At 62.1% G+C, this 21,905-nt stretch carries 25 protein-coding genes; all 25 read left to right on the top strand.

The features are described 5' to 3' along the window. The first annotated feature begins 155 nt into the window (after positions 1-155). The 25 genes from rpoB (at position 156) to rpsE (ending at position 21,901) form a co-directional block, all read left to right on the top strand. Entirely contained in the window at positions 156-4,307 is a 4,152-nt protein-coding gene (gene rpoB, locus AC3WUF_RS03715; protein WP_492422535.1) for a DNA-directed RNA polymerase subunit beta, read from the top strand. An 84-nt stretch (positions 4,308-4,391) separates the two neighbouring features. Further along, positions 4,392-8,666, top strand: coding sequence for a DNA-directed RNA polymerase subunit beta' (rpoC, locus tag AC3WUF_RS03720; RefSeq protein ID WP_492422537.1), 4,275 nt, complete (start codon positions 4,392-4,394; stop codon positions 8,664-8,666). 246 nt (positions 8,667-8,912) lie between these two features. Continuing rightward, positions 8,913-9,314, top strand: coding sequence for a 30S ribosomal protein S12 (rpsL, locus tag AC3WUF_RS03725; protein WP_492422539.1), 402 nt, complete (start codon positions 8,913-8,915; stop codon positions 9,312-9,314). Positions 9,315-9,378: 64 nt separating this feature from the next. Further along, entirely contained in the window at positions 9,379-9,852 is a 474-nt protein-coding gene (gene rpsG / locus AC3WUF_RS03730) for a 30S ribosomal protein S7 (RefSeq protein ID WP_492422541.1), read from the top strand. Between the two features lie 82 nt (positions 9,853-9,934). After that, the gene (fusA, locus tag AC3WUF_RS03735) at positions 9,935-12,031 is read left to right on the top strand and encodes an elongation factor G (RefSeq protein ID WP_492422543.1); all 2,097 of its coding nucleotides are present in this window, start codon (positions 9,935-9,937) and stop codon (positions 12,029-12,031) included. Between the two features lie 60 nt (positions 12,032-12,091). Beyond that, positions 12,092-13,288: an elongation factor Tu gene (gene tuf, locus AC3WUF_RS03740; protein WP_492422521.1), complete on the top strand. Its 1,197-nt coding sequence runs from the start codon at positions 12,092-12,094 to the stop codon at positions 13,286-13,288. A gap of 96 nt (positions 13,289-13,384) precedes the next feature. Next, complete coding sequence (gene rpsJ / locus AC3WUF_RS03745) at positions 13,385-13,702, top strand: 30S ribosomal protein S10 (RefSeq protein WP_492422545.1); 318 nt, start codon at positions 13,385-13,387, stop codon at positions 13,700-13,702. 10 nt (positions 13,703-13,712) lie between these two features. Then, entirely contained in the window at positions 13,713-14,351 is a 639-nt protein-coding gene (gene rplC, locus AC3WUF_RS03750; protein WP_492422547.1) for a 50S ribosomal protein L3, read from the top strand. A 22-nt stretch (positions 14,352-14,373) separates the two neighbouring features. Further along, complete coding sequence (gene rplD / locus AC3WUF_RS03755; protein WP_492422549.1) at positions 14,374-14,979, top strand: 50S ribosomal protein L4; 606 nt, start codon at positions 14,374-14,376, stop codon at positions 14,977-14,979. After that, complete coding sequence (gene rplW / locus AC3WUF_RS03760) at positions 14,976-15,293, top strand: 50S ribosomal protein L23 (protein ID WP_492422551.1); 318 nt, start codon at positions 14,976-14,978, stop codon at positions 15,291-15,293. Before rplD ends, rplW begins: the two co-directional genes overlap by 4 nt. Positions 15,294-15,305: 12 nt before the next feature. Beyond that, complete coding sequence (gene rplB, locus AC3WUF_RS03765; RefSeq protein ID WP_492422553.1) at positions 15,306-16,139, top strand: 50S ribosomal protein L2; 834 nt, start codon at positions 15,306-15,308, stop codon at positions 16,137-16,139. Positions 16,140-16,154: 15 nt separating this feature from the next. After that, positions 16,155-16,427 (top strand): 30S ribosomal protein S19, encoded by a 273-nt coding sequence (gene rpsS, locus AC3WUF_RS03770; RefSeq protein WP_492422555.1) that lies wholly within the window; start codon positions 16,155-16,157, stop codon positions 16,425-16,427. Positions 16,428-16,436: 9 nt separating this feature from the next. Next, the gene (gene rplV, locus AC3WUF_RS03775; RefSeq protein WP_492422557.1) at positions 16,437-16,772 is read left to right on the top strand and encodes a 50S ribosomal protein L22; all 336 of its coding nucleotides are present in this window, start codon (positions 16,437-16,439) and stop codon (positions 16,770-16,772) included. Between the two features lie 29 nt (positions 16,773-16,801). Beyond that, on the top strand, positions 16,802-17,482 hold the full coding sequence (gene rpsC / locus AC3WUF_RS03780; protein ID WP_492422559.1) for a 30S ribosomal protein S3: 681 nt from the start codon (positions 16,802-16,804) through the stop codon (positions 17,480-17,482). Positions 17,483-17,500: 18 nt separating this feature from the next. Beyond that, positions 17,501-17,914, top strand: coding sequence for a 50S ribosomal protein L16 (gene rplP / locus AC3WUF_RS03785; protein ID WP_492422561.1), 414 nt, complete (start codon positions 17,501-17,503; stop codon positions 17,912-17,914). Further along, positions 17,914-18,132, top strand: a complete 219-nt coding sequence (gene rpmC / locus AC3WUF_RS03790) for a 50S ribosomal protein L29 (RefSeq protein ID WP_492422563.1) — start codon at positions 17,914-17,916, stop codon at positions 18,130-18,132. The genes rplP and rpmC overlap by 1 nt, the downstream gene beginning before the upstream one ends. Next, a complete protein-coding gene (rpsQ, locus tag AC3WUF_RS03795; RefSeq protein WP_492422565.1) occupies positions 18,129-18,416 on the top strand; it encodes a 30S ribosomal protein S17 in 288 nt (95 codons plus the stop codon). Before rpmC ends, rpsQ begins: the two co-directional genes overlap by 4 nt. 3 nt (positions 18,417-18,419) lie before the next feature. Further along, on the top strand, positions 18,420-18,785 hold the full coding sequence (rplN, locus tag AC3WUF_RS03800; RefSeq protein ID WP_492422567.1) for a 50S ribosomal protein L14: 366 nt from the start codon (positions 18,420-18,422) through the stop codon (positions 18,783-18,785). Positions 18,786-18,798: 13 nt separating this feature from the next. Further along, positions 18,799-19,113 carry a 50S ribosomal protein L24 gene (gene rplX / locus AC3WUF_RS03805; RefSeq protein WP_492422569.1) on the top strand — a complete coding sequence of 105 codons (315 nt, stop codon included), beginning with the start codon at positions 18,799-18,801 and terminating at the stop codon, positions 19,111-19,113. Positions 19,114-19,122: 9 nt separating this feature from the next. Beyond that, on the top strand, positions 19,123-19,662 hold the full coding sequence (gene rplE / locus AC3WUF_RS03810; RefSeq protein WP_492422571.1) for a 50S ribosomal protein L5: 540 nt from the start codon (positions 19,123-19,125) through the stop codon (positions 19,660-19,662). 9 nt (positions 19,663-19,671) lie between these two features. Then, positions 19,672-19,977 carry a 30S ribosomal protein S14 gene (rpsN, locus tag AC3WUF_RS03815; RefSeq protein WP_492422573.1) on the top strand — a complete coding sequence of 102 codons (306 nt, stop codon included), beginning with the start codon at positions 19,672-19,674 and terminating at the stop codon, positions 19,975-19,977. 14 nt (positions 19,978-19,991) lie between these two features. Then, positions 19,992-20,387, top strand: coding sequence for a 30S ribosomal protein S8 (rpsH, locus tag AC3WUF_RS03820; RefSeq protein WP_492422575.1), 396 nt, complete (start codon positions 19,992-19,994; stop codon positions 20,385-20,387). Positions 20,388-20,399: 12 nt separating this feature from the next. Beyond that, positions 20,400-20,930 (top strand): 50S ribosomal protein L6, encoded by a 531-nt coding sequence (gene rplF, locus AC3WUF_RS03825; RefSeq protein ID WP_492422577.1) that lies wholly within the window; start codon positions 20,400-20,402, stop codon positions 20,928-20,930. Between the two features lie 98 nt (positions 20,931-21,028). Further along, a complete protein-coding gene (gene rplR, locus AC3WUF_RS03830; protein WP_492422579.1) occupies positions 21,029-21,385 on the top strand; it encodes a 50S ribosomal protein L18 in 357 nt (118 codons plus the stop codon). A 3-nt stretch (positions 21,386-21,388) separates the two neighbouring features. After that, positions 21,389-21,901 carry a 30S ribosomal protein S5 gene (gene rpsE / locus AC3WUF_RS03835; protein WP_492422581.1) on the top strand — a complete coding sequence of 171 codons (513 nt, stop codon included), beginning with the start codon at positions 21,389-21,391 and terminating at the stop codon, positions 21,899-21,901. The last annotated feature ends 4 nt before the right edge of the window (positions 21,902-21,905 follow it).

Raw genomic sequence — 21,905 nt, forward strand, 5'->3', positions numbered from 1 at the left:
AGCCTGGCCGGAGACCTCTCCGGCCAGGGTTTGCGCGTTTCGTTAGATGTCTTGCTGGAAGCGGCAATGGGGAATCGTGATCTCGCGGGCTTGATGCCGGCGACACGATTCCCGATTCCCGAATCCCCAAGCTGTACACAGAGGTAACGCACGCCATGGCCTACTCGTTTACCGAGAAGAAGCGCATCCGCAAGGACTTCAGCAAGCTGAAGGAAACGCTGGAAATCCCGTATCTGCTGTCGACGCAGATCGATTCCTACCGCCACTTCCTGCAGGCGGAGGCCCAACCTTCCAAGCGCCGCGACGCGGGCTTGCAGGCCTCGTTCAAGTCCGTGTTCCCGATGTCGTCGTACAACGGCGCCGCGGCGCTGGAGTTCGTCAAGTATCGCTTCGACGAGCCGACGTTCGACGAGAAGGAATGCCGCGTCCGTGGCATGACCTACGCTGCACCGCTGAAGGTCACCGTGCGCCTGGTGATCTTCGATCGCGAGTCGAAGGAAAAGCGCGTCAAGGACGTCCGTGAGCAGGAGGTCTATCTCGGCGAAGTGCCGCTCATGACCGACCACGGCACCTTCATCATCAACGGTACCGAGCGCGTTGTCGTTTCGCAGCTGCACCGTTCGCCCGGCGTGTTCTTCGATCACGACAAGGGCAAGACGCACAGCTCCGGCAAGCTGCTGTACAGCGCCCGCATCATTCCGTACCGCGGCTCCTGGCTGGACTTCGAGTTCGACCCGAAGGACAACCTGTTCGCGCGTATCGACCGTCGCCGCAAACTGCCGGTGACGGTGGTACTGCGTGCGCTCGGCTACAACAACGAACAGATGCTCGCGATGTTCCACGAGCAGAACCTGTTCCGCCTCGATGCCGACGGCGCGAGCATGGAACTGGTGCCGGAACGCCTCAAGGGCGAGAAGGCGCAGTTCGACATCACCGACGGCACCAAGATGCTGGTCGAGCAGGGCAAGCTGATCACCGCTCGCCACATCAAGCTGATTGCCGACGCCGGCCTCAAGCGCCTGCATGTGCCGGACAACTATCTCGAAGGCAAGATCATCGCGCGTGATCTGGTCGCCAAGGGCACTGGTGAAGTCATCGCCACCGCCAACACCGAGATGACGGCCAACCTGCTGGCCAAGCTGCGCGAATCCGGCGTGGCCGAAGTGCCGACCCTGTACGTCAACGACGTCGACAAGGGGCCGTACATCTCGACGACGCTGAACATCGACGGCACCAAGAACAAGCTCGAGGCGCTGGTCGAAATCTATCGCATGATGCGCCCCGGCGAACCGCCGACCAAGGACGCCGCCGAGACGCTGTTCCACGGCATGTTCTTCTCGCCGGAGAAGTACGACCTGTCCGCCGTCGGCCGCATGAAGTTCAATCGCCGTCTGCGCCGTGACGCTGTCGAAGGTCCGGGCGTGGTGTACGACGGTGAGCTGTTCTCCAAGTTCAACGATGAATTCTCGAAGGGCCTGTTTGCCAAGTTCGGCCGCGAGCATTCGGACATCATCGAAGTCGTCCGCGAGATCATCGCGATCCGCAACGGCGAGCAGCACACCGACGACATCGACCATCTCGGCAACCGCCGCATCCGTGCGGTCGGCGAAATGGCCGAGAACGTGTTCCGCACCGGCCTGGTGCGCGTCGAGCGCGCCGTGCGCGAGCGTCTGGCGCTGGCCGAAGCCGAGAACCTGACCCCGCAGGATCTGATCAACGCCAAGCCGGTTTCGGCGGCGATCAAGGAGTTCTTCGGTTCGTCGCAGCTGTCGCAGTTCATGGACCAGAACAACCCGCTGTCGGAAGTCACGCACAAGCGTCGCGTGTCGGCCCTCGGACCGGGCGGCTTGACGCGTGAGCGCGCCGGCTTCGAAGTCCGCGACGTGCATCCGACCCACTACGGCCGCGTCTGCCCGATTGAGACGCCGGAAGGCCCGAACATCGGTCTGATCAACTCGCTGGCCTGCTACGCGCGGACCAACGACTACGGCTTCCTCGAAACTGCCTATCGCAAGGTCGTCGACGGCCGTGTCACGCAGGACGTCGAATACCTGTCGGCGATCGAAGAAGGCCGCTACGTGATCGCGCAGGCGAACTCGGAGCTGGATGCCAAGGGCAAGTTCAAGTCGGATCTGGTTTCGGTCCGCTTCCAGAACGAATTCACGATGATGGGTCCGGCCAATGTCCAGTACATGGACGTTTCGCCGCGCCAGATCGTGTCGGTTGCCGCCGCACTGATTCCGTTCCTTGAGCATGACGACGCCAACCGTGCCCTCATGGGCTCGAACATGCAGCGCCAGGCCGTCCCGACGCTGCGCAGCGAAAAGCCGCTGGTCGGTACCGGTGTCGAGCGCCGCGTCGCCGTCGACTCCGGCAACGCAATCCAGGCCAAGCGTGGCGGTGTCGTCGAGAAGGTCGACGCTGCGCGTATCGTCGTGCGCGTCAACGACGACGAGACGACCGCGGGCGAAGCCGGCGTCGACATCTACAACCTCGTCAAGTACATCCGCTCGAACCAGAACACCTGCATCAACCAGAAGCCGATCGTGCGTCCGGGCGACCGCATCGCGCGCGGCGACGTGGTGGCCGATGGTCCGTCGACCGATCTCGGTGAGCTGGCCCTCGGCCAGAACATGCTGATCGCGTTCATGCCCTGGAACGGCTACAACTTCGAAGACTCGATCCTGATCTCGGAGCGCGTCGTCGAGGAAGATCGTTTCACGACGATCCACATCGAAGAGCTGACCTGCGTCGCGCGTGAAACCAAGCTCGGACCGGAAGACATCTCGGCCGACATCCCGAACGTCAACGAAGCCGCGCTGCGCAAGCTCGACGAATCCGGCATCGTCTACATCGGTGCGGAAGTGAAGGCGGGCGATCTGCTGTGCGGCAAGGTCACGCCGAAGGGCGAGACCCAGCTGACGCCGGAAGAGAAGCTGCTCCGCGCGATCTTCGGCGAGAAGGCTTCCGACGTGAAGGACACCTCGCTGCGCGTGCCGGCCGGCATGGACGGTACCGTCATCGACGTCCGCGTGTTCACCCGCGAAGGCGTCAAAAAGGACAAGCGCGCGCTGGCGATCGAAGAAAGCGAACTGGCGCAGGTCCGCAAGGACTTGGCCGACCAGCAGCGCATCTTCGAGGACGATATCTACGATCGTCTGCGCAAGATCCTGCTCGGCAAGGCGGCCGACGGCGGCCCGAACAAGCTGAAGAAGGGCGCCAAGATCGACGCCGAGTACCTGGATTCGGTCGAGCGCGACAAGTGGTTCGAGATCCGCCTGGCCGACGACGCCGCGCAGAACCTGCTGGAAGCTGCCAATAAGCAGCTCAAGGACATGCGTTCGGAGTTCGACAAGCGTTTCGAGGACAAGAAGCGCAAGATCCAGTCGGGCGACGAGCTCTCGCCGGGCGTGCTGAAGATGGTCAAGGTCTACCTGGCCGTGAAGCGCCGCATCCAGCCGGGCGACAAGATGGCCGGCCGTCACGGTAACAAGGGCGTCATCTCGATGATCGTCCCGGTCGAGGACATGCCGCACATGGCGGACGGTACGCCGGTCGACATCGTGCTCAACCCGCTGGGCGTGCCTTCGCGTATGAACATCGGTCAGCTGCTCGAAGTCCATCTGGGCTGGGCAGCCAAGGGCATCGGCAAGAAGATCGATGGCATGCTGCAGCAGCAGAACGCCGTCGGTGAATTGCGCAAGTTCCTCGACCAGGTCTACAACAAGACCGGCAACGGTGTCGCCTCGGTGGCGATGGACGACTTCAGCGACCAGGAAGTCATCACGATGGCGAAGAACTTGACCGGCGGTGTGCCGATCGCAACGCCGGTGTTCGACGGCGCGGTCGAAAGCGAGATCAAGCAGATGCTCGAACTCGCCGGCCTGCCGCAGACCGGCCAGGCGCAGCTGACCGACGGCCGTACCGGCGAGGAGTTCTCGCGCAAGGTCACGGTCGGCTACATGTACATGCTCAAGCTCAACCACCTCGTCGACGACAAGATGCACGCGCGTTCGACCGGTCCGTACAGCCTCGTCACACAGCAGCCGCTGGGTGGTAAGGCGCAGTTCGGCGGTCAGCGCTTCGGTGAGATGGAAGTCTGGGCGCTGGAAGCCTATGGCGCGGCGTACACCCTGCAGGAAATGCTGACGGTGAAGTCCGACGACACCAATGGCCGCACGCGCATGTACAAGTCGATCGTCGATGGCGACCACCGCATGGTGGCCGGTATGCCGGAATCCTTCAACGTTCTCGTGAAGGAAATCCGCTCGATCGGTCTGAACATCGAACTGGAACAGAACCAATAAGGCTGGCGCTGGGCGGCTGAAGGCTTTGCCTTCAGCCGCGAGCTGTCAAACCACCGTCTAGCCGAGCAGCATCAGGAGTCACCCATGAAAGATTTGTTCAATCTGATCCGCAATCCCGAAGAGCAGGAAGACTTCGACGCCATCAAGATCGGCCTGTCCTCGCCCGAGGTCATCCGTTCCTGGTCGTACGGTGAGGTCAAGAAGCCTGAGACGATCAACTACCGCACGTTCAAGCCTGAGCGCGACGGCCTGTTCTGCGCCAAGATCTTCGGACCGATCAAGGATTACGAGTGCCTGTGCGGCAAGTACAAGCGCCTCAAGCATCGCGGCGTCGTCTGCGAGAAGTGCGGCGTTGAAGTCACCGTGCAGAAGGTGCGCCGCGAGCGCATGGGGCATATTGACCTCGCGTCGCCGGTTGCCCACATCTGGTTCCTCAAGTCGCTGCCGTCGCGTATCGGCCTGCTGCTCGATATGCCGCTGCGCGCCATCGAACGCGTGCTGTACTTCGAAGCACACATCGTCGTCGATCCGGGCCTGACCTCGCTCGAGCGTGGCCAGCTGCTGACCGAAGAAGACTATCTGAACTCCGTCGAGGAATATGGCGACGAGTTCGATGCCCGCATGGGCGCCGAAGCGGTCCATGACCTGCTGAAGAACATCGACCTGCCGTCGGAAGCCGTTCGCCTGCGCGAAGAGCTGAACTCGACGAATTCGGAAACCAAGATCAAGAAGCTGGCCAAGCGCCTGAAGCTGATCGAGTACTTCATCCACTCCAACAACCGTCCGGAGTGGATGATCATGACGGTGCTGCCGGTGCTGCCGCCGGACCTGCGTCCGCTCGTGCCGCTCGATGGCGGCCGCTTCGCGACCTCGGATCTCAACGATCTGTACCGCCGCGTCATCAATCGCAACAACCGTCTCAAGCGCCTGCTCGAGCTGACCGCGCCGGACATCATCGTCCGCAACGAAAAGCGCATGCTGCAGGAATCGGTTGACGCGCTGATCGACAACGGCCGCCGTGGCCGTGCGATCACCGGCACCAACAAGCGCCCGCTCAAGTCGCTCGCCGACATGATCAAGGGCAAGCAGGGCCGCTTCCGCCAGAACCTGCTCGGCAAGCGCGTCGACTACTCCGGCCGTTCGGTCATCGTGGTCGGCCCGACGCTGAAGCTGCACCAGTGCGGTCTGCCGAAGAAGATGGCGCTCGAGCTGTTCAAGCCGTTCGTGTTCTCGCGCCTGCAGCGTCTGGGCATCGCGACCACGATCAAGGCCGCCAAGAAGATGGTCGAGCGCGAGGAAGCCCAGGTCTGGGATTCGCTCGAAGAGTGCATCAAGGAACATCCGGTGCTGCTCAACCGCGCACCGACCCTGCACCGTCTCGGCATCCAGGCGTTCGAGCCGATCCTCATCGAAGGCAAGGCGATCCAGCTGCATCCGCTGGTCTGCACGGCGTTCAACGCCGACTTCGACGGCGACCAGATGGCCGTCCACGTCCCGCTCTCGCTGGAAGCCCAGCTCGAAGCGCGCGTGCTGATGATGTCGACCAACAACATCCTGTCGCCGGCGTCGGGCGATCCGATCATCGTGCCGTCGCAGGACGTCGTGCTCGGTCTGTACTGGCTGTCGCGTGAGCGCGTCGGTGCGCTCGGCGAAGGCATGATCTTCTCCGACGTTTCCGAAGTGCATCGCGCTTACGAGAACCGTCAGGTCGATCTGCAGGCCAAGATCAAGGTCCGTCTGCACGACTGGACCGAAGCCGGCGAAGCGGTCTATCACCTGGTCGAAACGACCACCGGTCGCGCGCTGCTGTCGGAAGTCGTGCCCGAAGGCGTGCCGTTCGCGGTCGTCAACAAGACGCTGACCAAGAAGGAAATCTCGCGCGTCATCAACTACGTCTATCGTCGCTCCGGCACGAAGGACACGGTGATCTTCGCCGACCAGATGATGTACACCGGTTTCCGCATGTCGACCAAGGCGGGCATCAGCTTCTGCCTCGACGACATCATCATTCCGGAAGAGAAGGCCGGCATCCTTGAAGCGGCGGAAGCCAAGGTCAAGGAAGTCGACGTCGAGTACAACCAGGGTCTGACGACCGGCGGCGAGCGCAAGAACCGCGTCATCGACATCTGGTCGCGTGCGAACGACGACGTCGCCAAGGCGATGATGACCAAGATCGGCAAGGAAAAGGTCACGAACAAGGAAGGCAAGGTCGTCGAGCAGGCGTCCTTCAACTCGGTGTTCATGATGGCCGACTCCGGCGCCCGCGGTTCGCAGGCGCAGATTCGTCAGCTCGCCGGTATGCGCGGCCTGATGGCCAAGCCGGACGGCTCGATCATCGAGACGCCGATCACCGCGAACTTCCGCGAAGGTCTGAACGTTCTGCAGTACTTCATCTCGACCCACGGTGCTCGTAAGGGTCTGGCCGACACGGCCTTGAAGACCGCGAACTCGGGTTACCTGACGCGCCGTCTGGTCGACGTTGCGCAGGACATGGTCGTCATCGGCGAAGACTGCGGCACCGATCAGGGTCTGCTGATGATGCCGATCGTCGAAGGCGGCGACGTCCTCGAAGCGCTGCGCGATCGCGTGCTGGGTCGCGTGATCCAGCGCGATGCGTACAAGCCGGGCACCGACGAAGTCGCGATCCCGGCCGGCACGATCATCGACGAAGCCTGGGCCGACACGCTGGAGCGCAACTCGATCGACGAGATCTGGGTGCGTTCGCCGATCACCTGCGAACTGCCGTTCGGCGTCTGCGCCAACTGCTACGGTCGCGATCTGGCCCGTGGCCATCGCGTCAACATCGGCGAAGCGGTCGGCGTCATCGCCGCGCAGTCGATCGGTGAGCCGGGCACGCAGCTGACGATGCGTACCTTCCACGTCGGTGGTGCGGCTTCGCGTGCGGCTTCGGCCGACGGCATCGACGCCCGTGCTGCCGGTACGGTGCGCGTGCACAACATCAAATCGGTCAAGAACGTCGAAGGTCATCTGGTGGCGGTCAGCCGCTCCGGTGAAATCGGCCTGATCGACGCCAACGGTCGCGAGCGCGAGCGTTACAAGATTCCTTACGGCGCAACCATCCTGGTCAAGGAAGGCGACGAAGTGAACGGCGGCCAGCGTCTGGCCAAGTGGGATCCGCACACTCACCCGATCGTCACCGAGCTCGGCGGTTTCGTGAAGTTCCAGGACTTCACCGAAGGCCTGACCGTGACCCGCGAAACCGATCCGCTGACCGGCGTTGCAACGCTGGTCATCACCGATCCGAAGACCCGTGGTTCGGCGGCCAAGGACCTCAAGCCGACGATCATGCTGGTCGATGCCAAGGGCAAGCAGCTGACGTTTGCCGGCACCGACATTCCGGCCGCGTACACCCTGCCGCCGAAGGCCATCGTCACCGTTGAAGACGGCGACGAAGTGAAGGTCGGTGGCACGATCGCGCGTATCCCGCAGGAAGCCTCGAAGTCGCGCGACATCACGGGCGGTCTGCCGCGCGTCGCCGACCTCTTCGAAGCGCGCAAGCCGAAGGAACCGGCGGTTCTCGCCGAAACCTCGGGCACGATCAAGTTCGGTACCGCGACCAAGGGCAAGCAGCGCATCAAGATCGTCCAGGCCGACGGCGAAGAAGTCGAAATCCTGGTGCCGAAGTGGATCGACATCCGCGTGTTCGAAGGTGAATCCGTCGAGCGCGGCGAAATCATCTCCGACGGCGAGCCGAGCCCGCACGACATCCTGCGCCTGCAGGGCGTCGTCGCACTGGCGAACTACCTCGTCAAGGAAATCCAGGACGTCTATCGCCTGCAGGGCGTGAAGATCAACGACAAGCACATCGAGACGATCGTTCGTCAGATGCTGCGCAAGGTTGAAATCACCGAAACTGGCGACAGCAAGTTCCTCCAGGGCGAGCAGGTCGAAATCTTCCAGGTGCTGGCCGAGAACAAGCGTCTCGAAGGCAAGGGCGAGCGCGCGGCGCGCTACGACCGACAGCTGCTGGGTATCACCAAGGCTTCGCTGTCGACCGAGTCGTTCATCTCGGCGGCCTCGTTCCAGGAGACCACCCGCGTGCTCACGGAAGCCTCGGTGCGCGGTTCGCGCGACGAGCTGCGCGGCCTGAAGGAGAACGTCATCGTCGGTCGTCTGATCCCGGCCGGTACCGGTCTGGCTTATCACGACCAGCGCCGCAAGTCGCGCGGCGGCAACCTGCTGGCCGAGCTGCAGGCGTCCGCGCTGCGCAGCACCGGCAGCTTCGAGGCGAACTCGGGCGAGCGTCTGGCGACCCGTTCGCTGGCCGTCGACGGCGATGAAGCCGAGGCGAGCAGTAGCCGCGGCAGCGAATCGGAAGAAGAAAGCGCCGGCGAATAAGGCCGGAGCGGTCTCTGAACAAGGGACCCCGGTTCGCCGGGGTCCTGTTTTTTGCAGGATCGGGACAGGCCAGGTGGCCGGTTCCGCGAGCGGGCCCATCAGCCTCATCGGATCGTCGCAAAGTGAGCCCGACGCCAGGGAATGGCCGTTGACTCCACTTGCGCCGGCCTATATGATGCGCGCCCTTTCCCGACGGCCCTCTGCTGAGGGTGCGTCTTTTCTTTGTCAAGCTGGGAAGTTCATAACGTGCCAACAGTCAATCAGTTAGTGCGCAACGGTCGCAGCACTCTTGTCCCCAAGAGCAAGGTGCCGGCGCTCACTGGCTCGCCTCAGAAGCGCGGTGTCTGCACCCGCGTTTACACCACCACCCCGAAGAAGCCGAACTCGGCGCTCCGTAAGGTGTGCAAGGTGCGTCTGACGAACGGTTTCGAAGTCATCTCCTACATCGGTGGCGAAGGCCACAACCTGCAGGAGCACTCCGTCGTCATGATTCGCGGCGGTCGCGTAAAAGATCTTCCCGGTGTCCGCTACCACACCGTTCGCGGTGCGCTGGACTGCGCGGGTATCGACAAGCGCCGCCAGAGCCGTTCCAAGTACGGCGCCAAGCGCCCGAAGGAAGGCGCGGCTGCTGCAGCAAAGAAGAAGTAAGACGGGCATTTGCCCGAGTAAGGCGCAGATTTTCTGCGCCTGAAGACCCAACAAGGAATTCATCATGTCGCGTCGTCGTAAGCCAGAAATCCGCAAGGTTCTGCCGGATCCGAAGTACAAGAGCCAGCTCGTCTCCAAGTTCGTCAACATGGTGATGGAAGACGGCAAGAAGGCTGTTGCTGAAAAGATCGTTTACGGCGCGCTGGGCCAGGTTGCCGACAAGAAGAAGGTCGACGCTCCGGCGGAATACCTGCAGAGCGCGTTCGACAACGTCGCGCCGATGGTCGAGGTCAAGTCCCGCCGCGTCGGTGGTGCGACCTATCAGGTGCCGGTCGAAGTCCGCGCCAGCCGCCGCACGACCCTGGCCATGCGCTGGGTCATCGACGCCGCGCTCAAGCGTGGCGAGCAGGGCATGGAAAACCGCCTGGCCGGCGAGCTGATGGATGCCGCCGAAAACCGCGGTGCCGCGGTCAAGAAGCGCGAAGACACGCACAAGATGGCGGAAGCCAACAAGGCGTTCTCGCACTTCCGCTGGTAAGCCTGCTTCCGGCAAGCCCATCACATTGTTTAGCGCGCCGCCGCCCATCCGGGCGGCGTTTCGTTCTTAAAAGAGTCCCAAAATGGCACGCACGACCCCTATCGAGCGCTACCGCAACATCGGTATCTCCGCGCACATCGACGCCGGCAAGACCACCACGACCGAGCGCGTCCTGTTCTACACCGGTATCAACCACAAGCTCGGCGAAGTGCACAACGGTGCCGCGACGACGGACTGGATGGAACAGGAGCAGGAGCGCGGCATCACCATCACGTCGGCTGCCGTGACGACGTTCTGGAAGGGCATGGGCAACCAGTTCGACCAGCACCGCATCAACATCATCGACACCCCGGGACACGTTGACTTCACGATCGAAGTCGAACGCTCCATGCGCGTGCTCGATGGCGCGTGCATGCTGTACTGCGCCGTCGGCGGCGTGCAGCCGCAGTCCGAGACCGTGTGGCGCCAGGCCACCAAGTACAAGGTCCCGCGCCTTGCGTTCGTCAACAAGATGGACCGCACCGGCGCCGACTTCTTCAAGGTCGTCAAGCAGATCAAGGAAAAGCTCCGCGCCAACCCGGTGCCGATCCAGATTCCGATCGGCGCGGAAGACAACTTCCAGGGCGTCGTCGATCTCGTCAAGATGAAGGCGATCATCTGGAGCGAAGCCGACAAGGGCGCGACGTTCACCTATGGCGAGATCCCGGCCGAGCTGGTCGAGACCGCCAAGAAGTGGCGCGAGAACATGGTCGAAGCCGCGGCGGAAGCCAGCGAAGACCTGATGAACAAGTATCTCGAACAGGGCGACCTGTCCGAGGAAGAGATCAAGGGCGCGCTGCGTCAGCGTACCCTTGCGCTCGAAATCTTCCCGATGCTGTGCGGCTCGGCGTTCAAGAACAAGGGCGTGCAGGCCATGCTCGACGCGGTCGTCGAGTATCTGCCGGCCCCGACCGACGTCCCGGCGCTCGATGCGCACGATGTCGACGATTACGACACCCTGATCGCGCGCAAGGCGAACGACGACGAGCCGTTCTCGGCGCTGGCGTTCAAGATCATGACCGACAAGTACGTCGGCGCGCTGACCTTTATCCGCGTGTACTCGGGCACCCTCAAGCAGGGCGACTCGGTCTACAACTCGCGTAACGGCAAGAACGAGCGCATCGGCCGTCTGGTGCAGATGCACGCCAACGAGCAGCAGGCGATCGACGAAGTGCGCGCCGGCGATATCGCCGCCTGCGTCGGCCTCAAGGACGTCTTCACCGGCACCACGCTGGCCGACCTCAAGCAGCCGGTCGTCCTCGAGCGCATGGTGTTCCCGGAGCCGGTCATCAGCCAGGCCGTCGAGCCGAAGACCAAGGCCGACCAGGAAAAGATGGGCGTCGCGCTGTCGCGTCTCGCTCAGGAAGATCCCTCGTTCCGCGTCTTCACCGACGAGGAAACCGGCCAGACCATCATGTCCGGCATGGGCGAGCTGCACCTCGAAATTCTCGTCGACCGCATGAAGCGCGAGTACGGCGTGGAAGCCAACGTCGGTGCGCCGCAGGTGGCTTACCGCGAAACCATCCGTACCTCGGTCGAGCAGGAAGGCAAGTACGCCAAGCAGTCCGGCGGTAAGGGCCAGTTCGGTCACGTCTGGCTCCGCATCGAGCCGCAGGAACCGGGCAAGGGCTACGAGTTCGTCAACGGCATCGTTGGCGGCGCGATTCCCAAGGAATTCATCCCGGGCGTCGACAAGGGCCTGAAGGACGCGATCAAGAGCGGCGTGCTCGCCGGTTATCCGGTCGTGGACGTCAAGATCACCCTGTTCGATGGTTCGTACCACGACGTCGACTCCAGCGAAATCGCGTTCCGCGTCGCTTCGTCGATGGCGTTCAAGGACGGCTGCCAGAAGGCCAAGCCGGTCATCCTCGAGCCGATCATGGGCGTTGAAGTCGAAACGCCGGAAGACTACATGGGCGATGTCATGGGCGACCTCAACCGTCGTCGCGGCATGATCCTCGGCATGGACGATAACTACGGCGCCAAGGTTATCCGCGCCGAGGTGCCGCTCTCCGAGATGTTCGGTTACTCGACCTCGCTGCGCTCGCAGAGCCAGGGTCGCGCAACCTACACGATGGAATTCAAGAAGTACCAGGAAGCGCCGGCGAACGTGATCGCCACGCTGACCAAGAAGTCCTAAGCAAAGTATCCAAACCACCCGGTGGTCTGAACGACCCCAGCATCTGTAGAGGAAGCGACAATGTCGAAGGAAAAGTTTCAACGCAACAAGCCGCACGTGAACGTGGGAACGATTGGCCACGTTGACCACGGCAAGACGACGACGACGGCGGCGCTGACGAAGGTGTCGGCGGACAAGTACGGCACGAACTACGTTCCGTATGACCAGGTTGCGAAGGCATCGGAATCGCAGGGCCGTCGCGACGCGACGAAGATCCTGACGATCGCGACGTCGCACGTTGAATACGAAACCGCGAACCGTCACTACGCGCACGTCGACTGCCCGGGACACGCGGACTTCGTGAAGAACATGATCACGGGCGCCGCGCAGATGGACGGCGCGATCCTGGTCGTGTCGGCGGTTGACGGCCCGATGCCGCAGACCCGCGAGCACGTCCTGCTGGCCAAGCAGGTCAACGTTCCGAAGATCGTGGTGTGGCTGAACAAGTGCGATCTGGTGGAAGACGCTGAGCTTCTGGACCTGGTCGAGATGGAAGTGCGCGACCTGCTGTCGAAGTACGGTTTCGACGGCGACAACACCCCGGTCATCCGCGGCTCGGCCACCAAGGCCATTGCCGGCGACGCCGCCTGGGTTGCCAAGCTCGAAGAGCTGTACAACGCGATCGACACCTGGATTCCGGAACCGCAGCGCGAGACCGACAAGGCCTTCCTGCTGCCGATCGAAGACGTGTTCTCGATCTCGGGCCGCGGCACGGTGGTCACCGGCCGTATCGAGCGCGGCATCGTCAAGGTTGGCGAAGAAGTCGAAATCGTCGGCATCCGCGACACCGCCAAGACGATCGTCACTGGCGTTGAAATGTTCCGCAAGCTGCTCGACCAGGGCCAGGCGGGCGACAACGTGGGCATCCTGCTGCGCGGCACGAAGAAGGAAGACGTCGAGCGCGGCCAGGTTCTGTGCAAGCCGGGCAGCATCAAGCCGCACGGCAAGTTCAACGGCGAAGTGTACGTTCTGACCAAGGAAGAGGGCGGTCGTCACACGCCGTTCTTCAAGGGTTACCGTCCGCAGTTCTACTTCCGCACCACGGACGTGACGGGCTCGATCGAGTTCGCGCAGGAAATGGTGATGCCGGGCGACAACGTTCAGATGACGGTTGAGCTGATCAACCCGATCGCCATGGAAGAGGGTGTTCGTTTCGCCATCCGTGAAGGCGGTCGTACCGTCGGCGCCGGCGTCGTCACGAAGATTCTGGCTCCGTAAGTAACAAAGTTAAGCCTTAGGGCTTTACATTTATCCGGGGCGCGAATAGAATTCGCGCCCCTTTTGCTCCACGCTCTTTAATCCGGAAGACACAGCATGGCCGCGACAAGCCAATCTATTCGCATCCGGCTCAAGGCTTTCGACCACCGACTGATTGACAAGTCGGCTCGAGAGATCGTTGAAACCGCGAAGCGTACCGGCGCCGTCGTGCGCGGGCCCATCCCGCTGCCCACGCGCAAGGAACGCTTCACCATCCTGGTATCGCCGCACGTCGACAAGGACGCGCGTGACCAGTACGAAATCCGCACGCACAAGCGGCTCATGCAGATCGTCGATCCCACGGAAAAGACCGTGGACGCGCTCTCCAAACTCGACCTCCCCGCGGGCGTCGAAGTTCAGATCTCGCTGAGCTAAGGAGACTGACATGACGATCGCAATTGTGGGCCGCAAGGTCGGCATGACCCGCATCTTCACCGATGCCGGGGCTGCCATTCCGGTGACCGTAATCGAGTGCACGCCTAACCGCGTGTCTCAGGTCAAGACTGTTGAGAACGATGGCTACCGCGCTGTACAGGTCGCCGTCGGTGAAGTGAAGGCCAGCCATGTCACCAAGGCTCAGGCAGGTCACTTCAAGAAGGCTGGCGTTGCCGCCGGTCGCAGTGTCTGGGAAATCCGCCTCGAAGATAACGAAGGCGAAGACCTGCAGCTGGGTTCGGAGATCAAGGTTGAGCGTTTTGACGGCGTAAAGGCTGTCGACGTCAGCGGCGTCTCCAAGGGTAAGGGCACGGCGGGTGTGCAGAAGCGCTGGAACTTTGGTGGCGGTCGCGCCAGCCACGGTAACTCGCTCTCGCATCGTTCGCCGGGTTCTATCGGTCAGCGTCAGAGTCCGGGTCGCGTATTCAAGGGCAAGAAGATGGGCGGCCACATGGGTTCTGACCATGTGACGGCGCTGAACCTTGACCTGGTCAAGATTGATAACGAACGCAACCTCCTGTTGGTCAAGGGGGCTGTGCCGGGCGCTACGAATGGCGAAGTCATCGTGCGCCCCACGGTGAAGGCATAAGGCTCACTGGGGAAAAACGGCTATGGATATTCAACTACATAACAGCACCGCCAAACTCAGCGTTTCCGACGCTATCTTCGGGGTCGACTACAACGAACCCCTGATCCACCAGGTCGTCACGGCGTACCTGGCGGGCGGTCGCGCCGGCACCAAGGCGCAGAAGAGCAAGGCGATGGTTTCCGGCGGCGGCAAGAAGCCCTGGAAGCAGAAGGGCACCGGCCGCGCACGCGCCGGCTCCATCCGCTCGCCCCTGTGGCGTGGCGGCGGCAAGACCTTCGCTGCAGTTCCGCGCGATTTCTCGCAGAAGGTCAACCGCAAGATGTACCGCGGCGCCATCCGTTCGATCGTTGCCGAACTGACCCGTCAGGGCCATCTGATCGTTGCCGAGACCTTCACGGTCGATGCCGTCAAGACCAAGAGCCTGAGCACGCAGCTCGCCAAGCTCGAAGCCAACGACATCCTGATCGTCACCGGCGAACTGGACAAGAACCTGTTCCTCTCCGCCCGCAACATCCCGCATGTTGCCGTGTGCGACGTCGAGGCGATCAACCCGGTCACGCTGCTCAGCCACAAGAAAGTGCTGATGACGGCTGATGCGGTCAAGAAGCTGGAGGCCTGGCTGCAATGAGCAAGTACAAGTCAGCAGTTGATCGCCTGCATCAGGTGATCCTCGGACCGGTGATCTCCGAAAAGGGCACGCGCGCGGCTGAAAAGTCGAATACCGCCGTGTTCAAGGTGCTCCGCGATGCCGAGAAGCCCGAAATCAAGCTTGCCGTCGAAAAGCTCTTCAGCGTCAAGGTTGAAGAAGTTCGCACGAGCAACGTGAAGGGCAAGACCAAGCGTTTCGGCCAGTCCATCGGCCGTCGTTCGGATTGGAAGAAGGCTTACGTCACGCTCGCCCAGGGTCAGGAAATCGACTTCCTGGCCGGCGGCGCGAACTAAGAGGACAAGACCATGCCATTGGTCAAGCTGCGGCCGACATCACCGGGTACCCGCCACGTTGTCAAAGTGGTCACCCCGGGTCTGTGGAAGGGCGAACCGCACGCCCCGCTGCTCGAGAAGCAGAAGCGTAACGGTGGCCGTAACAACAACGGTCACATCACCACCCGCCACAAGGGTGGTGGTCACAAGCAGCACTATCGCGTCGTCGATTTCAAGCGCGCCAAGGACGGTATCCCGGCCAAGGTTGAGCGCATCGAATACGATCCGAACCGTTCTGCTCACATCGCGCTGCTGTGCTACGCCGACGGCGAGCGCACCTACATCATTGCTTCGCGTGGCCTCGCCGAAGGCGACACGGTGCAGTCGGGTTCCGACGCGCCGATCAAGCCGGGCAACGTGCTGCCGATGCGCAACATCCCGCTGGGTTCGACGATCCACTGCGTCGAGATGCGTCCGGGCAAGGGTGCGCAGATTGCGCGCTCCGCCGGCGCCGCCGTGCAGCTGGTCGCCCGCGATGGCGAGTATGTCTCGCTGCGCCTGCGCTCCGGTGAAATGCGCAAGGTGCTGGCCGAGTGCCGCGCCGCCATCGGCGAAGTCAGCAACAACGAGCACAACCTGCGCCAATTCGGCAAGGCCGGTGCCAAGCGTTGGCTGGGCATCCGTCCGACCGTCCGCGGTGTCGTCATGAACCCGGTCGACCATCCGCATGGTGGTGGTGAAGGCCGTTCCGGTCAGGGTAATCCGCATCCGGTCAGCCCCTGGGGTCAGCAGGCCAAGGGCCTCAAGACCCGCAATAACAAGCGCACGCAGCAGTTCATCGTGCGTAGCCGCCATTCGAAGAAGTAAGCAGGACACTAGGCCATGCCACGTTCCGTTAAGAAGGGCCCGTTCGTCGACCACCATATCGCCAAGAAGGTGGAAGATATGCAGTCGCAGCGGGTCAAGCGTCCGATCAAGACCTGGTCGCGCCGTTCCATGATCACGCCTGATTTCGTCGGTCTGACGATCCAGGTGCACAACGGCAAGCAGCACATGCCGGTGTTCGTTACCGACAACATGGTTGGCCACAAGCTCGGCGAATTTGCGCCGACGCGGACCTTCAAGGGTCACGCGGCCGACAAGGCTTCCAAGTAAGGATCAGCCATGCAGACTCAAGCCGTTTTGAAGTTCGTTCGTCTGTCGCCCAAGAAGGGCCGCGTGATTGCTGATCTGGTTCGCGGCAAGAAGGTTGACGAAGCTCTGAACATTTTGAAGTTTTCGACGCGCAAGCCGGCTGGCCTGATCCGCAAGGTTCTGGAATCCGCGATTGCCAACGCCGAGAACAATCATGGCGCCGATGTCGATGAGTTGAAGGTCGCAGAGATCTTCATCGACCAGGGGCCGGTCCTCAAGCGCATCATGCCGCGCGCGAAGGGCCGTGCTGACCGCATCGTCAAGCCGACCAGCCACATCACGATCAGGGTGTCTGACGGCCACTAAGCCGTCGACGTCAACTGCAAGAGAGAACCATGGGTCATAAAGTCAATCCGAACGGTTTTCGCCTCGGTATCAGCACGAAGTGGACTTCGAACTGGTACGCCGAGCGCAGCGCCTACGGCGAAACTCTGCTCAAGGACATGGCGGTTCGCCAGTACCTTGTGAAGAAGCTCGCCCAGGCATCGGTCTCGCGCATCCAGATCGACCGTCCTTCCAAGTCCGCCCGCGTGACGATTCACACGGCGCGCCCCGGCATTGTCATCGGCAAGAAAGGCGAAGACATCGAGAAGCTGAAGCAGGAAGTGGCCAAGATCATGGGCCTCAAGACTGATTCGGTGCATCTGTCGGTCGAAGAAATCCGCAAGCCGGAGCTCGACGCCAAGCTGATCGCCGATGGCGTTGCTCAGCAGCTCGAGCGCCGCATCATGTTCCGCCGCGCAATGAAGCGCGCCGTGCAGAACGCTATGCGCATCGGCGCCGGCGGCATCAAGATTCAGGTCGGTGGCCGTCTGAACGGCGCCGAAATCGCCCGCACGGAGTGGTATCGCGAAGGTCGCGTGCCGCTTCACACGCTGCGCGCCCACATCGATTATTCGACGGGCGAAGCGCGGACGCAGTACGGCATCATCGGCGTCAAGGTGTGGGTGTTCACGGGCGAAGTGTTCGACGCCCAGACGAACCGGAATGAAGCCGCCGAGGCCGTTTCGGCCTAAACGACGGAGAAGACTGCAATGCTGCAGCCCAAGCGCACAAAGTTTCGCAAGCAACGTAAAGGCACCAACACTGGCATGGCGCTGACCGGCAACAAGGTCAGCTTCGGCGAGTGGGGCCTGAAGACCACCGAGCGTGGTCGTATCACCGCACGCCAGATCGAAGCGGCGCGCCGAGTCATCACGCGCTACATCAAGCGCGGTGGCAAGGTGTGGATCCGCATCTTCCCGGACGTGCCGGTCACCAAGAAGCCTCTCGAAGTCCGCATGGGCTCCGGTAAGGGCAACGTCGAGTACTGGGTTGCCAAGGTTCAGCCGGGCAAAGTGCTCTACGAAATGGAAGGTGTGGATGAAGTCACCGCGCGCGAGGCATTCCGTCTCGCTTCAGCGAAGCTGCCGGTGAAGACCACGTTCGTTAACCGGACGATCATGTAATGAAAGCTCAGGAATATACAAAGTCCCTCCGCGCCAAAGACGCTGCGGGCCTTGCCACTGAACTCGAAGCCTTGCGCAAGGAGCAGTTCAATCTGCGCATGCAGCAGGCGACGGGCCAGGGTGGTCAGTCCCATCTGGTCCGCGACGTGCGCAAGAAGATTGCCCGTCTGAAGACTGTCGTGGCTCAGCAGGCCAAGAACACGGTGTCCGCGTCATGAGCGAAGAACAGACCAAAGCCAAGCGCCGCATCGTCGGCCGCGTCGTCAGCAACAAGGCCGACAAGACCATCACGGTCCTGGTCGAGCGCAAGGAGCGCCACCCGGTGTACGGCAAGATGCTGCGCCGTTCGACCAAGCTGCGTGCGCATGACGAAAACAACGTCTGCAACGAGGGCGACCTGGTTGCGATCGTCGAGACCCGTCCGCTGTCGGCCACCAAGCACTTCTGCCTCGTCGAAGTGCTGGAACAGGCCAGCGCACTGCAACAGCAGCAGGGAGCCTAAGCCATGCTTCAGCAAGAATCGTTTCTGGTGGCTGCCGACAACAGCGGCGCGCGCCTGATGCAGGTGATCCAGGTCAAGGGTTCGACCTACCGCCGTTACGCCGGCGTGGGCGATCTGATCAAAGTCACGATCAAGGACGCAATCCCGCGCGGCAAGGTCAAGAAGGGCGAAGTGCATGACGCCGTTGTCGTGCGCACCAAGTTCCCGATCAAGCGCGCCGATGGTTCGGTGATCCGCTTCGACTCGAACGCCGCCGTGCTGGTGTCGACCAAGCTGGAACCGCTGGGCACCCGTATCTTCGGACCGGTGACGCGCGAACTGCGCGACCGTTTCATGAAGATCGTGTCGCTGGCACCTGAAGTGCTGTAAGAGAGCGAAAGCCATGAACAAGATTCGCAAGGACGACGAAGTCGTCGTCATCACGGGCAAGGACAAGGGCCGTCGCGGCAAGGTCACGCAAGTGCTTGCTTCCGGTCATCTGATGGTTGAAGGCATCAACATTGCCAAGAAGCATCAGAAGCCGAACCCGAATGCCGGTGTTGCCGGTGGCGTTGTCGAGAAGGAAATGCCGATCGACATCTCCAACGTTGCGCTGTGGAACGCCAAGGCCGGCAAGGCCGATCGCGTCGGCATCCGCACGGAAGGCGACCGCAAGGTACGTTTTTTCAAATCCACCAAAGCGCTGGTGGACGGTTAAGAGTCGACCATGACAGCTAATCTGCAGACGCATTACCGCGAGAAGATCTCCCCGGCCCTCCAGTCCAAGCTGGGCGTCGGCGTGATGGAAGTCCCGCGCATCTCGAAGATCACGCTCAACATGGGCGTGGGCGAAGCGACCTCGGATCGCAAGATCATCGAGAACGCCGTGGCCGACATGACCGCGATCGCCGGCCAGAAGCCGGTGGTGACGAAGACCCGTATCGCTATCGCGGCGTTCAAGGTTCGCGAGAACTACCCGGTCGGCGTCAAGGTCACGCTGCGCGGCGAGCGCATGTACGAATTCCTGGAGCGCCTGATCAGCGTCGCTCTGCCGCGTATCCGCGACTTCCGCGGCATCCCGGCACGTGGCTTCGACGGTCGCGGCAACTTCAACTTCGGTATCACGGAACAGATCATTTTTCCGGAAATCGAGTACGACAAGGTTGACGCGATGCGCGGCATGAACATCACCATCACCACCACCGCGAAGACGGACGAGCAGGGCAAGGCCCTCCTCGAAGCATTCCGCTTCCCGTTCCGCAAGTAAGGCGATCCCATGGCCAAGACCAGCATGATCGAGCGCGAAAAGACCCGCGCCGAACTCAACAAGCGCTACGCCAAGAAGCGCGCCAAGCTGAAGACGCTGATCAGCAGCGTTACGGCGAGTGCCGAGGAAAAGGACAAGGCTGTCGTTGCGCTGCAGAAGATGCCGCGCGATTCCAGCAAGACGCGTCAGCGCACGCGCTGCGCTCTGACCGGCCGCCCGCGTGGCGTGTACAAGAAGTTCAAGCTGGGTCGCAACAAGTTGCGTGAGGCCGCGATGCGCGGTGAGATTCCCGGCCTGAAGCTGGCGAGCTGGTAAGAGGTTTAGCAAACATGAGCATGACTGATCCTATTGCCGACTTTCTGACGCGTATCCGCAACGGGCAGAGCGCCCGTAAGAAGCAGATCGTGTCGCCTTCCTCGAAGGTCAAGGAGTCGATTGCCGCCGTTCTCAAGAGCGAAGGCTACATCGCCGACTTCTCGGTGAGCACCGAGGGCGTGAAGAAGACCATCACCCTGACGCTGAAGTACTACGGCGGCAAGCCGGTCATCGCGAGCATCGAACGCATTTCGCGTCCGGCGCTGCGCGTGTACCGCGGCAAGGACGAACTGCCGAAAGTGCAGGGCGGCCTGGGCGTGGCCATTGTGTCGACCCCGAGCGGCGTCGTCAGCGACCGTCAGGCTCGCGCGAGCGGCCAGGGCGGCGAAATCATCTGCATCGTTGCCTAAGGAGATCGAGCAATGTCCCGCGTAGGTAAAATGCCGATCACCTTGCCCGCCGGCGTGCAGATTTCTGCCGTCGACGGCCAGATCACCGTCAAGGGTGCCAAGGCTTCGGTCACCGTCACGATTCCGCGCAACGTCAAGATCGACGTCGACGCCGGCGTGGCCACGATCAATGCCGATTCCATCAAGAGCAATGGCATGGCCGCCGGTACGGCGCGCGCCATTCTCAACAACGCTGTGGTTGGCGTGTCGACCGGTTATGTGCGCAAGCTCAACCTGGTCGGCGTCGGCTACCGCGCTGCCGCGGCAGGCCCGAAGCTGAACCTCAGCCTCGGCTTCTCGCACCCGGTTGAGTATCCGATTCCCGCCGGCATCACTGTCGAAACCCCTACCCAGACGGAAATCATCGTCAAGGGCGCGGACAAGAAGATGGTGGGTCAGGTTGCTTCCGACATCCGTCGCTTCCGTCCGCCTGAGCCGTACAAGGGCAAGGGCGTTCGCTACTCCGACGAGAAGGTTGTCATGAAGGAAGCGAAGAAGAAGTAAGCAGTCCACACGCATACGGTGCTGCGTAGACTGGTGGGCCTAAAACCCACCAAAGCGCGCAGCACTTTTCAAGCCTCAAAACCAAAGAGCATTTGGCAATGAAAGACAAGAATGAAACCCGACTGCGCCGCGCGCGCAAGACCCGCGCTCACATCCGTGAGCTCGGCGCTCACCGCCTCTCCGTGCACCGCACTTCGCAGCACATCTATGCGCAGATCATCGCGCCGGACGCTTCGCAGACGCTGGTTGCCGCCTCGACGGTCGAGAAGGATCTGGCTGCCGGCCTGAAGGCCACGAGCAACGTCGAAGCCGCCAAGAAGATTGGCGCCACGATTGCGGAGCGCGCCAAGGCCAAGGGCATCACCAAGGTTGCGTTTGATCGCAGCGGCTTCCAGTTTCATGGTCGCATCAAGGCGCTGGCTGATGCCGCGCGTGAAGCCGGCCTGGAGTTCTAAGAAATGGCAAACCACATGAACTACGACGATTCGCAGGGCAGCGATCTCAAAGAGAAGCTGATCACCGTCAACCGCGTCTCGAAGACGGTCAAGGGCGGTAAGCAGTTCGCCTTTACTGCGCTGACGGTCGTTGGCGATGGCGCCGGCCGCGTCGGTTTCGGTTACGGCAAGGCGCGCGAAGTGCCGGCTGCGATCTCGAAGGCGATGGAACAGGCTCGCAAGAGCATGGTTTCGGTGCAGCTGCGTGATTCGACCGTGCAGCACGAGATCTGGGGCCGCCATGGCGCCTCGAAGGTCTTCCTGCGCCCGGCTTCGGAAGGTACCGGCGTGATCGCCGGCGGTGCGATGCGCGCTGTGTTCGAAGTGGCCGGTGTGCAGAACGTGCTCGCCAAGTCCTTCGGTTCGCGCAACCCGATCAACCTGGTTCGCGCCACGATGGACGCGCTGACCGGCCTGAACATGCCCGCCGAGATTGCCGCCAAGCGTGGCAAGACCCTCGAAGAAATCCTGGGCTAATCGA

This window comes from Fontimonas sp. FW305-C-3, assembly GCF_058783185.1.